Source organism: Planctomonas deserti (assembly GCF_003067705.1).
Taxonomy (GTDB): domain Bacteria; phylum Actinomycetota; class Actinomycetes; order Actinomycetales; family Microbacteriaceae; genus Planctomonas; species Planctomonas deserti.
The window spans coordinates 480,952-493,765 of record NZ_QANL01000001.1; the positions used below are offsets into that span (position 1 = coordinate 480,952).

Annotated in this window: 13 protein-coding genes and 1 tRNA gene; 5 read left to right on the top strand and 9 right to left on the bottom strand. The window is 71.5% G+C overall.

Features of this window, described 5'->3' with window-relative positions:
• Positions 1-32: 32 nt before the first annotated feature.
• Positions 33-1,004 (bottom strand): serine hydrolase domain-containing protein, encoded by a 972-nt coding sequence (locus DAI20_RS02175; RefSeq protein WP_108248933.1) that lies wholly within the window; start codon positions 1,002-1,004, stop codon positions 33-35.
• A 142-nt stretch (positions 1,005-1,146) separates the two neighbouring features.
• Here DAI20_RS02175 and DAI20_RS02180 point away from each other — a divergent pair, with 142 nt between their 5' ends.
• The gene (locus DAI20_RS02180; protein WP_108248934.1) at positions 1,147-1,875 is read left to right on the top strand and encodes an SDR family NAD(P)-dependent oxidoreductase; all 729 of its coding nucleotides are present in this window, start codon (positions 1,147-1,149) and stop codon (positions 1,873-1,875) included.
• Positions 1,876-1,942: 67 nt separating this feature from the next.
• Here the strand turns inward: DAI20_RS02180 and DAI20_RS02185 are convergent, their stop codons facing one another.
• Together DAI20_RS02185 and DAI20_RS02190 are read right to left on the bottom strand one after the other, a co-directional pair.
• Positions 1,943-2,392: a GNAT family N-acetyltransferase gene (locus DAI20_RS02185; protein ID WP_108248935.1), complete on the bottom strand. Its 450-nt coding sequence runs from the start codon at positions 2,390-2,392 to the stop codon at positions 1,943-1,945.
• 10 nt (positions 2,393-2,402) lie between these two features.
• Positions 2,403-2,744: a winged helix-turn-helix transcriptional regulator gene (locus DAI20_RS02190; protein WP_108248936.1), complete on the bottom strand. Its 342-nt coding sequence runs from the start codon at positions 2,742-2,744 to the stop codon at positions 2,403-2,405.
• 77 nt (positions 2,745-2,821) lie between these two features.
• Between DAI20_RS02190 and DAI20_RS02195 the strand changes: the two genes are divergently transcribed.
• A complete protein-coding gene (locus tag DAI20_RS02195) occupies positions 2,822-3,481 on the top strand; it encodes an FMN-dependent NADH-azoreductase (RefSeq protein ID WP_108248937.1) in 660 nt (219 codons plus the stop codon).
• 105 nt (positions 3,482-3,586) lie between these two features.
• Here the strand turns inward: DAI20_RS02195 and DAI20_RS02200 are convergent.
• Positions 3,587-3,676, bottom strand: a tRNA-Ser gene (locus DAI20_RS02200).
• A gap of 135 nt (positions 3,677-3,811) precedes the next feature.
• Between DAI20_RS02200 and DAI20_RS02205 the strand changes: the two genes are divergently transcribed.
• Positions 3,812-4,552 carry an SGNH/GDSL hydrolase family protein gene (locus tag DAI20_RS02205; RefSeq protein WP_159084876.1) on the top strand — a complete coding sequence of 247 codons (741 nt, stop codon included), beginning with the start codon at positions 3,812-3,814 and terminating at the stop codon, positions 4,550-4,552.
• A gap of 55 nt (positions 4,553-4,607) precedes the next feature.
• Entirely contained in the window at positions 4,608-5,969 is a 1,362-nt protein-coding gene (radA, locus tag DAI20_RS02210; RefSeq protein ID WP_108248939.1) for a DNA repair protein RadA, read from the top strand.
• A 354-nt stretch (positions 5,970-6,323) separates the two neighbouring features.
• On the opposite strand, the gene DAI20_RS02215 is transcribed toward radA, so the two are convergent.
• The 4 genes from DAI20_RS02215 to DAI20_RS02230 all read right to left on the bottom strand — a co-directional run bounded on the left by DAI20_RS02215 (position 6,324) and on the right by DAI20_RS02230 (position 11,199).
• Complete coding sequence (locus DAI20_RS02215) at positions 6,324-6,977, bottom strand: hypothetical protein (RefSeq protein ID WP_159084877.1); 654 nt, start codon at positions 6,975-6,977, stop codon at positions 6,324-6,326.
• Positions 6,978-7,171: 194 nt separating this feature from the next.
• Positions 7,172-7,684 carry an amino-acid N-acetyltransferase gene (locus DAI20_RS02220; protein ID WP_108248941.1) on the bottom strand — a complete coding sequence of 171 codons (513 nt, stop codon included), beginning with the start codon at positions 7,682-7,684 and terminating at the stop codon, positions 7,172-7,174.
• 461 nt (positions 7,685-8,145) lie between these two features.
• Positions 8,146-10,671 (bottom strand): ATP-dependent Clp protease ATP-binding subunit, encoded by a 2,526-nt coding sequence (locus tag DAI20_RS02225; RefSeq protein WP_108248942.1) that lies wholly within the window; start codon positions 10,669-10,671, stop codon positions 8,146-8,148.
• A gap of 336 nt (positions 10,672-11,007) precedes the next feature.
• Positions 11,008-11,199, bottom strand: coding sequence for a hypothetical protein (locus DAI20_RS02230; protein WP_108248943.1), 192 nt, complete (start codon positions 11,197-11,199; stop codon positions 11,008-11,010).
• A 156-nt stretch (positions 11,200-11,355) separates the two neighbouring features.
• Here DAI20_RS02230 and DAI20_RS02235 point away from each other — a divergent pair, with 156 nt between their 5' ends.
• Positions 11,356-11,688 carry a VOC family protein gene (locus DAI20_RS02235; protein ID WP_108248944.1) on the top strand — a complete coding sequence of 111 codons (333 nt, stop codon included), beginning with the start codon at positions 11,356-11,358 and terminating at the stop codon, positions 11,686-11,688.
• Positions 11,689-11,775: 87 nt separating this feature from the next.
• Here the strand turns inward: DAI20_RS02235 and DAI20_RS02240 are convergent, their stop codons facing one another.
• Positions 11,776-12,813, bottom strand: coding sequence for a DUF4037 domain-containing protein (locus DAI20_RS02240; protein WP_108248945.1), 1,038 nt, complete (start codon positions 12,811-12,813; stop codon positions 11,776-11,778).
• Position 12,814: the final 1 nt, after the last annotated feature.

Below are 12,814 nucleotides of genomic sequence, written 5' to 3' on the forward strand. Positions count from 1 at the left end.
GCTCTGCCTCCTAGTGCGTGCCGCCGGGGGAGCTAGGCCGTGAGGCCCTTCAGCATCGCCATGCCGTGGCGGTCGACGGATCCGGCGGTCGCGCGGACGAGGACGACGCCCGCGCCCGCGGCGCGGTCGAGCCCCAGCCACGAGCAGAAGCCGCCCGTCCCCCCGTTGTGCCAGGTGATCTCGCGCCCCTCTGCCGTCACGGCGAGCCAGCCCGCCCCGATCCGTACCGCCGGGCCGGCGAACGGTCGCACCGGATCGAGCGCAGGCGTCCCCGGGGCCGTGCCGTCGAGCAGGGCGGCGACCAGGCGGGCGAGGTCCCCGATCGAGGACCGGATGCCGCCCGCGGGTCCGAGCGCCTCGCCGGTCCAGGCCTCCCTCGGCCTGCCCCTGCCGCTCCGGCCGGGCAGCGCCGTCGGCCGCAGCTCGCCCGGCGCGGCCGGGACGTACAGCGAGGGCAGGCCGAGCACGTCGGCCAGCCGCCGCTCCAGCAGGTTCGCGTAGGAGTGCCCCGCCGCGGCGGCGACGCCGTGCCCGAGCAGCTGGAAGCCGAGGTTCGAGTACCGGGCGCGGGGAGCGGCAAGCCGCACCCGCCTAGTCCGCTCGAGAAGCTCGGCGAGCGTCTCGCCGTAGGGATTCGCACCCCGGGTCTGCAGGCGGATGGTGCGCCGGAGGGTGTCCGACTGCGGAGCGAGCCGCGGGAGTCCCGAGGTGTGCGTGCTCAGGGACGCGAGGGTCACGTCGGCGGCCGCACTGCCGCCGAGCGGAAGGAGCGAGCCCAGGGCGGTGTCCGGCGTGACCTCGCCCCTGTCGACCGCGTCGGCGTAGAGCAGCCCGGTGACCGCCTTGGACAGGGAGCCGATCTCGAAGTCCGCGTCCGTCTCGGCGCCGCGGACCGCGATCCTGGTCGCACCGGAAACGACGGTCGCGACGGCGGCCACCGGGTGCCGCTCCCCCAGTCGGGCGCGGAGGTCGTCGGCCAGGCCGTCGTCGAGCTGCGGGCCCATCAGCGGCGTGTTCCGCCGCCGCCGGGACGGTCGCGCCGGTCGGCGTGGGATCCGGGGGAGGTCATGCGGTCACCATACCGATCACGTCGGTCGCGATGCCGCTCGCCCGCAGCACATCCCGGCCGGGCGTAAAAAGGACACCATGTCTCGCATCCTCGTCACCGGCGCCTCGACCGGTCTCGGACTCGGCGCCGCCCGGGAGCTCCTCGAACAGGGCCACACGGTGCTCGTGCACTCCCGCAGCGCGGAGCGCGCCGAGGAGCACCTGCACGACCTGATGCAGCGCGGCGCGGCGCTCGTCACGGGCGATCTCGCCGATCTCGACGCCGTCCGGGGTCTCGTGCCGCAGGTGGAGCGGCTGGGCGGCGTGGACGCCGTCATCCACAACGCCGGGGTGATCAGCGGACCGTCGATCCTCCCCGTGAACGTCGTGGCGCCCTACCTCCTGACGGCCCTGCTGCCGGCGCGGCGGCTCGTCTTCCTCAGCAGCGGGATGCACCGCGGTGGGCGCGCGTCGCTCACGGGTCTCGACTGGGCCGGAGCACGGGCGACCGCCTCCTACTCCGACAGCAAGCTGATGGTCACCGCGCTCGCGGCCGCCGTCGCCCGCATCCGCCCCGACGTGTTCAGCAACGCCGTCGACCCCGGCTGGGTGCCCACCCGGATGGGCGGCGCCGGCGCCCCGGACGACCTCGAGCTCGGGCACCGCACCCAGGCCTGGCTCGCGGCGGGAGAGGACCCGGCCACGAACACCTCCGCCTACTGGTTCCACCAGCGGCAGCGGGAGCCGCACCCCTCGGCGCGGGACGAGGCGTTCCAGGACGCGCTCCTCGACGCGCTCGAGGCGCACACCGGGGTCCGCCTGACCTGATCGAGTCAGGGCTGGTCCCCGGCTGCGCTGATCCGTCCGTGCTGACTTGGTGCCGGGCGGTGCGGGGCTACTCCCCCGTCGCGCCCGCGGCGCCGTCCGGTGTGTCCCCGTTCCCCGGGCGCAGGCGGATCAGCCCGGCCTCCGTCGGCCGGAAGCCGCAGGCGTCCAGGTAGAACGAGGCGAGGTGCAGCTCGTAGTCGACGTGCAGCCACTCGCAACCCGCCGCGCGGGCCTCGGCCGCAGCGCGGCGCACCAGCTCGGTGCCGATCCCCAGGCGCTGGTGGTCGCCCCGCGTCTTCGTGTCGATCAGGAACGCGTGGTCGCCGCCGTCCCAGGCCACGTTGACGAAGCCGACGAGGAGCCCGGCCGCGTCCCGCGCGCTGACCCAGCCGAGGCTGTGGGCGCGGATCCGGTCCCACCAGCCGGCGCTCGCCCTGCCGCCGTGCGACACGACGAGATCGACCATTCCGTCGTCCGTCACGGCCCCGCGCCAGGCGTAGCGGATCGCGTCGCTCATGCGCCGGTGGTCAGGCCCTCTGCGGCACGGCGAGGTTCTCCGACGCCCACTGGCCGAGCTGCTCGAGCACGGGGAGGAGTCGTTCACCGCCGGGGGTGAGCGCGTACGTGACCGACACCGGCGGCCCCGGGTCGACGACGCGGGAGAGGAGGGAGGCCTCGGTCAGCTCAGAAAGGCGGTCCGAGAGCACGGCGTCGCTGATGCCCGTGACCGTGCGGCGCAGGACCGCGAACGACAGGGGGCCGCCGCCGAGCGCGTCGATGATCATGCCGTTCCAGCGCTTGCCGAGGATCGTGAAGGCGAGACTCACCGCCGCGTCGCACGCGTGCGCATCGTGGTGCCCTGCTTCCATAACTCGATTGTATCGTGCTATCGTCACCGGAGTCGCTATGAATAACAGAGTGACTAACCGAAGCAGAAGGAGTAGCCGTGACCCTGTTCCGCCTGGATGCCAGCATCCTCCCCGCCACCTCCGCCAGCCGCGCGCTCGGCGACCTCGTCGAGGAGCAGTGGCTCGGCGCCCACCCGGACTCGACGGTGATCCGCCGCGACCTGGCGGCGGACCCCATCCCGGCCACCGCGTGGCAGAACGCCGTGGCCGGGAGCTTCACCCCGGAGCCCGACCGGACGGCGGACCAGCGAGAGGCCATGGCGCTCGCGGCCACCCTCGCCGACGAGCTCGTGAGCGCGGACGCCCTGCTCCTTGCCGTGCCGCTGTACAACTACGGCGTCTCCCAGCACGTCAAGCTGTGGTTCGACCTCGCGTACACGGACCCCCGCATCGGCACGCAGGGCACCGCGCTCCGCGGGAAGCCGGCGACCCTCGTCACCGTGCTCGGCGGCAACTACAACCCCGGTAGCCCGAAGGAGGGCTGGGACCACTCCACGCCGTGGCTCCGCCGGGTGCTCGAGGACGTGTGGGGGCTCGACCTCCGCGTCGTGGAGCGCCCGTTCACCCTCGTCGGCGTCAACCCCGCCCTCGACGCGTTCACCGGCGTGGCGGCCGCTCTCAAGGAGGAGGCCGAGACGGGTGCGCGTCGCGCGGGCCAGGAGATCGCCGAGCTGCGTCGGACGCCCTCAGCGGCCTGACCTGAAGGGTTCCGCTCGCGAGCAGGCACGGCGGACGCGAAGAAGCCCCCGTCGGGTGTGACGGGGGCTTCTTCTGTCCACTACCGAAAAGAGGTAGGGATTCCCTGGCGGTGGCGGTGGGATTTGAACCCACGGTGGAGTCGCCCCCACACATGTTTTCGAGACATGCTCCTTAGGCCGCTCGGACACGCCACCGCCGTCGATTGTAGTACAGACTCCGGATGCCCCCGGACGCGGTCCCGTCCCGCACAACCGGCGGCCCCCGTACACGGGCCCCGGGGTCGCGGTCGACGCGTCGCAAGCATTCCCGCCGGGAGTAAAATTCTTCGAGTGACATCTCTCCGCACTCCGATCATCTGGGGCTCCGTCACCGCCGCGCTGGTGAGCCTGGCGACGTACGTCCCCCGGGCATTCATGCGCCGCCGCGAGGCGAACGCCGTCGTCCTCAACGAGACGCTCCCGGTCCACTCGAAGTGGTGGCGCGACCAGATCGCCGTCACGGGAGAGATCGTCTACGCCGCCATCGGCGACTCGGCGGCGCAGGGCATCGGGGCCAGCGCGCCGGGGAAGAGCTACGTCGGACTGCTGGCCGAGCACATCCGGGAGGCGACCGGGCGCACGGTGCACATCGTCAACCTGAGCATCTCGGGCGCCCGGGTGGCCGACGCGGTCGACCTGCAGCTGCCCAAGCTGAAGAAGCTGAAGCCGCACGTCGTCACCGTCTCGGTCGGGGCGAACGACATGGGGGCGTTCGATCCGGAGCGCTTCGAGCGGGACCTGCGCACGCTCCTGACCTCGCTGCCCCCGCGCTCGCTCGTCGCGGACCTGCCGAGCTTCCACTTCCCCGACGGCGAGCGGAAGGTCAAGGCGGCGAACCGCATCCTGCACCGCATCGCCATCGCGAACGGGCACACCATCGTGCCGCTCTACCGCACCACCCGGCGCCAGGGGCTGCCGCGCGCGCTCACCCAGGTGGCGGGCGACTTCTTCCACCCCAACGACCGCGGCTACAAGGTGTGGGCGTCGGCGTTCCTTCCCCTCCTCGACAGGGCGATCGCGAAGCTCGACTGACCGCAGGCCCGGCGTGCGTCCGGGGGATGACGGTGGCCACGGTTAGGCTCGCCGGGTGGCGAAGATCCAGTCGAACTACCGGTGCACCGAGTGCGGCTGGACGAGCGTGAAGTGGGTGGGCCGCTGCGCCGAGTGCCAGCAGTGGGGCACCGTCCTCGACGTCGCCGACCAGGCTCCGCCGTCGCGCTCCGTGAAGCCCGTCCGCATCGGTGACGCCCGGCTCGCGCAGTCGATCGTCGACATCCGCCCCAACGACGTCTCGCACTGGCCGTCCGGGCTCGGTGAGCTCGACCGGGTGCTCGGCGGCGGCATCGTCCCCGGCGCCGCAATCCTGCTGAGCGGCGAGCCCGGCGTGGGCAAGTCGACGCTCCTGCTCGAGGTCGCGTCCGTGTTCGCCGACGCGAGCTACCGCGTGCTCTACGTGAGCGCGGAGGAGTCCGTGAGCCAGGTGCGGCTGCGCGCCGAGCGCACGAACGCCCTGCACCGGCACCTCTACCTCGCCGCCGAGACGGACCTCGCGACCATCCTCGGTCAGATCGACCAGATCGACCCGCAGCTCATCATCGTCGACTCCGTGCAGACGGTCAGCAGCTCGCTGTCGGACGGCCTCGCCGGCCAGCCCAGCCAGGTGCGGGAGGTCGCCGGGACCCTGATCCGGGTCGCGAAGGACCGCAACACCCCCGTGCTGCTCGTCGGCCACGTCACGAAGGACGGCAGCATCGCCGGCCCCCGGCTGCTCGAGCACCTCGTCGACGTGGTGTGCCAGTTCGAGGGCGACCGCCAGACGGCCCTGCGCTTCGTGCGCGCCCTCAAGAACCGGTACGGCCCCACTGATGAGGTCGGCTGCTTCGAGATGACGGGCGAGGGCATCCGCGAGGTCGAGGACCCGAGCGCCCTGTTCATCAGCCGGGCGAAGAACGAGGTCAGCGGCACCTGCGTCACGGTCGCGCTCGAGGGGCGGCGGGCGCTGCCGGTCGAGATCCAGGCCCTCGTCGTGGACACCAAGGCGCCGCAGCCGCGCCGCGTCACCAACGGGGTCGACCCCTCCCGGGTCGCCATGCTCCTCGCCGTGCTCGAGCGACGCGTCGGCCACCGGTTCTCGGACCGCGACGTCTACGTCTCCACGGTGGGCGGGGTGCGCCTCACGGAGCCGGGCGCCGACCTGGCCATCGCGCTCGCCCTCGTCTCCGCGGTCACGCAGAAGGCGCTGCCGCACACCCTCGCCGCATTCGGCGAGATCAGCCTGGCGGGCGAGATCCGCTCGGTGTCCGCGATGCGTCAGCGCACGTCGGAAGCGCTGCGCCTCGGCTTCTCGCGCACCATCGACGCCGAGGTGGGCACGCTGCACGCGGCCGTGACCCGGGCGCTCGACATGTCGAAGAGCGACCGCGAGCGAGAGCTGGACGGCGCCTTCTAGCGGTATCGCGCCAGCACCCGTCACGGTCCCTGAGCCCGTCGACGGGACGCGCCGAACACGGTCCCTGAGCCCGTCGAAGGGACGCACCGAACACGGTCCCTGAGCCTGTCGAAGGGACGCAACTCAGCAGATCCGCAGCCCACCAGAACGCAACTCAGCAGATCCCGCCCGCCCTCGAACGCAACTCAGCAGATCCGCCGCGACGCGCCGTAGAGGGCGCTCCCGAGACGGCGTGTCGTCCCGGATCTGCTGAATTGCGCGAGGGGACGGGCCGATGGGGGTGCGGAGGGGACGAGGACGCGCGGGGACGAGCGCGGCACGAGGGGAGCGAGCGGGGGCCCGGCCCCACTCCCCCTAGTACAGGAGGAAGGTGCGCGGCTCGAGCGACGGCGATCCCGCCGCCTCGACCTCGAGGGCGTAGGTCGCCCCCTCGCCGATGACCGCCTCGCGCTCCTCGACGTCGCAGGTGTCCTCGGACGAGCGCACGCGCTCCCAGGCGAAGGGCGTCGACGAGACGGGCGTGTTCGGCTCGAGCGTCAGGAGCTGGTCCGTCGGGTCCTCCTGGCAGTCCGTCGAGGTCCACACCACGTCGGCGCCGGTGGAGATCGTGTACACCTGCGTCGACGTGCCGACGTTGGCCGTGCATACATCGGAGCCGGTGTTCGTGATCGAGAACGAGAGCTTCGGCTGCGCGTCCGGCTCGTACTCCTCCGCGTCGGTCAGGGCCACGACCTCGAGCAGAGCGGGGTCGCACTCCTCGATCGTGACGTCGTCCGCGTCGGCGGCGTCGGTCTCCGCCGGGTCCGGGTCTCCGCTGGCCGCGGGCTCGCTCGCCGTCGACGCCGACGGATCGGCGGGGTCGTTCTCCGCGCCGGAGCTGGACGCGAGGCGTCCCACGATGAGCGCGATCACGAGGATCACGAGGAGCAGGGCGAGGCCGACCACGATGCGGCGGCGCCGGTACACGGCGGCTGACTGGCGGCCAACGGGATGAGGGGTCGTCGGCATGCGACAAGGGTAACCAGGCGCCGGAGCACGGCCCGCATTGCCGCGGCGCGCCGCGAGCACGGACGCGAGGACGGCTCAGGAAGCGGCGCCCGTGGGCCGCAGGGCGGATCCCGGCACGCTCGCAACGGACCGCACCGGCCCATGGACGGGCCGCGAATGGATCGGGCGGGCGGCGTCGAGCACCGCTAGACGGGTCAGAGGACCTTGAGCATTCGGGTGTTGCCGAGGGTGTTGGGCTTCACCCGGGAGAGGTCGAGGAACTCGGCGATGCCCTCGTCGGGCGAGCGCAGCATCTCGTAGTAGATCTCGCGGTCCACGACCGATTCGCCGGCCGGCTCGAAGCCGTGGCGGCGAAAGAACTCGACCTCGAAGGTCAGGCAGAAGAGCCGGCTGAGGCCGAGCGCGCGAGCATCCTGCTCGAGCTGCTCGATGAGCGCGTGACCAACGCCCTTGCCGCGGTGGGCGGGATCCGTGGCCAGGGTCCGGATCTCGCCGAGGTCCTCCCACATCACGTGCAGGGCGCCGCAGCCCACGGGTGTGCCGTCGGCCGTCTCCGCGATGCGGAACTCCGGCACGGCCTCGTAGAGCACGACGCGGTCCTTGCCGAGCAGCACCCGGTTCTGCACGAGGGGCTCCACGAGCTCCTGGATCGTGGGGATGTCGCTGGTGCGGGCTCGGCGCACCGTGATCCCCGTCGTCGTCGTCACCTGCCGACCCCTTCCGTCCGTTCCCGGTCGCGGAGTGCGCGGATGCGCGGATGCACAAAGCGGTATGCGCTGGGCCGGGGTTTCCAGCGTACCGCCGCCCCGGATGCGTACCCTCCGCGAGGTCGACGTGCCGCCCACCGCCCGAAACCACGGACCCCGGACCCCTCGACGCAATTCAGCATCGAAGGCCGGACACGCCGCTCGAGCGGTGCACCGGACGGCGTGTCGGCTCGGCTCTGCTGAATTGCGATCCCGGGCCACCTCGTGGGGCGTGGGGCGTGGGCCGAGGGCCCCGGGACCGGACCTTGGGAAAGGGGGGAGGGTCGACGCGCGCCGCTAGCGCCGAACGGTCCCGCCCCGTCGACAGCCTCAGGGACCGCACCGGGACCGCACCGTGCGGGAACGACGAAGGGCCCGGCGAGTCTCCTCGCCGGGCCCCTCTGTGACTGTCCCCTGCCGGACTAGTCGCTCGTGATCGCCAGGTCTGCCGTGCCGGGACCCGTGCCGACCGCGGCGGTCGCGTTCACGCCCACGCCGACGGCCTCGCCGCGGCTCGTGGTGGTGAAGATGAACTCGCCGCCGATGAAGTCGACGTGCACGTGGTCGCCGGAGTTGAGCTCACCGTGCAGGATGCGCTCGGACAGCCGGTCCTCGATCTCGTGCTGCACCGCGCGGCGCAGCGGGCGGGCGCCGAGCGCGGGGTCGAAGCCGACCTCGATCAGGCGCTCCTTGGCGGGCTTGGTGAGCTCCACCGTCATGTCGCGGTCGAGCAGGCGCTCGCCCAGACGCTTGAGGAACAGATCCACGATCTGGAGCAGCTCCTCGGGCGTCAGCTGCGGGAAGACGATGGTCTCGTCCACGCGGTTCAGAAACTCGGGCTTGAAGTGCTTCTTCAGCTCCTCGACGACCTTGCCGCGCATCCGGTCGTAGCCGGTGGCGGTGTCGCCCTCGATCTGGAAGCCGACGGGCCCGGACGTGATGTCCTTCGTGCCGAGGTTGGTGGTCATGATGATCACCGTGTTCTTGAAGTCGATGACGCGACCCTGACCGTCCGTCAGACGTCCCTCCTCCAGGATCTGGAGCAGCGAGTTGAAGATGTCCGGGTGGGCCTTCTCGATCTCGTCGAACAGCACGACGGAGAACGGCTTGCGGCGCACCTTCTCGGTGAGCTGGCCGCCCTCCTCGAACCCGACGAACCCGGGAGGGGCACCGAACAGGCGCGAGACGGTGTGCTTCTCGCCGTACTCGCTCATGTCGAGCGAGATGAGGGCGTCCTCGTCGTCGAACAGGAACTCGGCGAGGGCCTTGGCCAGCTCGGTCTTACCGACACCGGTGGGGCCGGCGAAGATGAACGAGCCGCTCGGGCGCTTCGGGTCCTTGAGGCCGGCGCGCGTGCGACGGATAGTCTTGGCGAGGACCGAGATGGCCTCCTCCTGACCGATGACGCGCTGGTGCAGGGCCTTCTCCATGAAGATGAGCCGGCTGGACTCCTCCTCAGTGAGCTTGAAGACGGGGATGCCGGTGGCCTGGGCGAGCACCTCGGCGATCAGGCCCTCGTCCACCTCGGCCGTGGTCTTCACCTCGCCGCTCTTCCACTGCTTCTCGAGGCGCAGACGCTCGCCGAGGAGGTTCTTCTCCTCGTCGCGCAGGCTGGCGGCCTTCTCGAAGTCCTGGTCCTCGATGGCGGCCTCCTTGGCGGCGCGCACGACCGAGATCTTCTCGTCGAACTCGCGCAGCTCGGGCGGCGACGACAGGATCGACAGGCGCAGGCGGGCGCCGGCCTCGTCGATCAGGTCGATGGCCTTGTCGGGCAGGAACCGGTCGGCGACGTAGCGGTCGGCCAGGTTCGCGGCGGCCACGAGCGCACCGTCGGTGATGGACACCTTGTGGTGGGCCTCGTAGCGGTCGCGCAGACCCTTGAGGATGTTGATGGTGTGCGGCAGCGACGGCTCGTTCACCTGGATGGGCTGGAAGCGGCGCTCGAGCGCGGCGTCCTTCTCGAAGTGCTTGCGGTACTCGTCGAGCGTCGTCGCGCCGATGGTCTGCAGCTCGCCGCGCGCGAGCAGCGGCTTGAGGATGCTGGCCGCGTCGATCGCGCCCTCGGCGGCACCCGCACCCACAAGGGTGTGGATCTCGTCGATGAAGGTGATGATGTCGCCGCGGGTGCGGATCTCTTTGGTCACCTTCTTGAGGCGCTCCTCGAAGTCGCCGCGGTAGCGGCTGCCCGCGATGAGCGAGCCGAGGTCGAGGGTGTAGAGCTGCTTGTCCTTCAGCGTCTCAGGCACGTCGCCGCGGACGATCGCCTGGGCGAGGCCCTCGACGACGGCGGTCTTGCCGACGCCGGGCTCACCGATGAGGACGGGGTTGTTCTTGGAGCGACGGGAGAGGATCTGCATGACCCGCTCCATCTCCTTGTCGCGGCCGATCACCGGGTCGAGCTTGTTGTCGCGCGCGGCCTGCGTGAGGTTGCGTCCGAACTGGTCGAGGATCTGCGATCCCGCCTTCTCGCCCTGCTGCTGGTCGCCGCCGACGGCGATGGCCTCCTTGCCCTGGTAGCCGGAGAGCAGCTGGATGACCTGCTGGCGCACGCGGTTGAGGTCTGCGCCGAGCTTCACGAGCACCTGAGCCGCGACGCCCTCACCCTCGCGGATGAGGCCGAGCAGGATGTGCTCCGTGCCGATGTAGTTATGGCCGAGCTGAAGGGCCTCGCGGAGCGAGAGCTCCAGGACCTTCTTGGCGCGGGGGGTGAAGGGGATGTGACCGGTCGGCTGCTGCTGGCCCTGACCGATGATGTCTTGGACCTGCTCGCGAACGGCGTCCAGCGAGATGCCGAGGGACTCGAGAGCCTTGGCGGCGACGCCCTCACCCTCGTGGATGAGGCCGAGCAGGATGTGCTCGGTGCCGATGTAGTTGTGGTTGAGCATCTTGGCCTCTTCCTGAGCCAAGACGACGACGCGGCGAGCGCGGTCGGTGAATCTCTCGAACATGTTGTCTCCCTAGAAGCCGGGCAGGGGATCGGCTTCGATACACAGATGCTAACGAGCGCATCCCCCGTTGCATGCCCCTGTTCGCCCTGGGCGTGAGCGGGTTGCGTGCCTGTGAATAGGCCGGAAGCACCGGCTCCTGTGCGGGAGTGCCGCCGCGGCGGCCGCGACCTCCCGTGCTCGGGCACCACGGCACGCGCTCCTGCCCAGGCAGAAGGATCCTGCCCAGCTAAAAGCTGCGCACGGACCGCCTGCCTGGGCAGGGGCGACAGGGCAGCGGCGTCAGAAGATGCAGCGCCAGAGGTGCAGCGCCAGAGGGTGCAGCGCTCGGAGAGGGCGCTAGGAGGTGGGGCGCGACTCGTCGGCCGGCGGCAGGCCCATGCGGGCGCGCTCCGCGGCCTCGACCTGCGCGTACGCCTTGCGCTCGTTGCGGTCGGCGTGGATGACGGAGCGCATGATGAACCAGAAGATCAGGCCGACGAGCACCGTAGGGGTGACCGACCAGAGGGCATTCGACCAGAACTCATCCATGACGGATCAAGGATAGGCCCGGAACCTGGGAGCGGCGGCCCGGACAACGCGAGGGCGTTCGGTGAACAGGCAAGCGGTGCGGAGCCGGTGCGGGCGTCCTCAAGCCACCCCGATGGAGGATGGCGCGGCGGATCACTGCGGAACTACCCTCTCGGCATGGCCGTCATCAAGACCGTGACGTTCGACTGTCGCGACGCGCTCGTCGCGGCCCGCTTCTGGGCCGGCGCCCTCGGCTCGTCCGTCGACGAGGACGCGACGTCGGAGCGGGCCTACGTCGAGGCCGCCGGCTGGGGAGCGCCGAACATGTGGTTCGCCCGGGTGCCCGAGCCGAAGACCGCCAAGAACCGCATGCACTTCGACCTGCGGGCGCCGGGTACGATCGCCGACGAGGTGGCCCGGCTGGTGGCGCTCGGTGCCCGGGTGCAGGCGGAGTACCCGGACCACGTCGTGCTGCAGGACCCGGAGGGTAACGAGTTCTGCGTCGAGTGACGGTCGCGGTGACCCTGCTGGGACCATCTAGTGGGCACGCGATGACCACTGCCCGCGCGGCGGCCGCCGTCCGTGCGTACCCACCGGCTACGCGTCGACGGCGGCGTAGACGGGCCGGAACCTCGCCACGAGGGCGGGGTCGCTGAGCACGTCCGTGCTGTCGGCCAGGTGGTCGACGGATCCGATGAGCGGGAAGCGCCGGAGTCGCTCGTCCCGCACCGCCTCGAGGGCGGCCCGCGCGAACCGCTCGGCGCCGAGCACCCGGGCGGGCCGGTCCCAGAAGGCACGGAGCGTGGCATCCAGCGGGTCACCGGGCGCGACGGCATTGAATCGTCGGGCGAGGGCGGTGTACGCCGTGCCGAGCGCGGACTCCCGCGCCGCCAGGTCCGGGGCCACCAGCGCCGCGGCGAGCGCCGCGCCGAGTCCGTCGGGATCCGGCAGGCGGGCGAAGGCGGTGCCGAGCCACTTGGAGTACGGCGCGTGCCGGCGTTCGAGCAGCAGCGCGAGCCGCATGCAGTCCCGCACCTGGCGGGCGGCGATCACGCCGGACCCCAGCTCGTCCCCCACCTCGGCGGTCCGCTGCACGAAGGGCTCCTCCTGGTCGAGCCGGCGCCACAGGCAGGCCACGAGCCACCACCACACGTCGTCGGGATACCAGGCGAGGAACTCCCGCGCGCGGGCGAGCACGCCGAGGTCGTCGGCGAAGACGGCGCCCTGGACGAGGCCGAGGATTCGCTGCTGCGGCAGGAGCAGCCAGTCCGCCGCGGACAGCGGGCGCGCGGTCGGGTCGAAGCCGAATTGCGAGCGCAGCCACTCGGCGGGCGTAACCACCTCGACGTGCGGCTCCAGGGGCAGACCGTCGTGGCCCATCCGCACCGGCCAGCCGCGGTACGTCTCGGGCAGGACACGATCCACGCGCCGGCGCACCGGCCCGTGATCCCCGTCGTCGACGAGGATCACGGCGCGCGGGCCCCAGTCGTGGTCCGTCGAGCGCGCGGTGTCGTAGCCGAGCACGTCCGACCCCGGACCGATCAGCCCGGCCGAGTGCGGAACGCCCACGGCGGGCGCGAGCACCTCGCGGTAGAACGCCGCGCACAGGTCGCGGCCCGGCACGAACGTCGACACG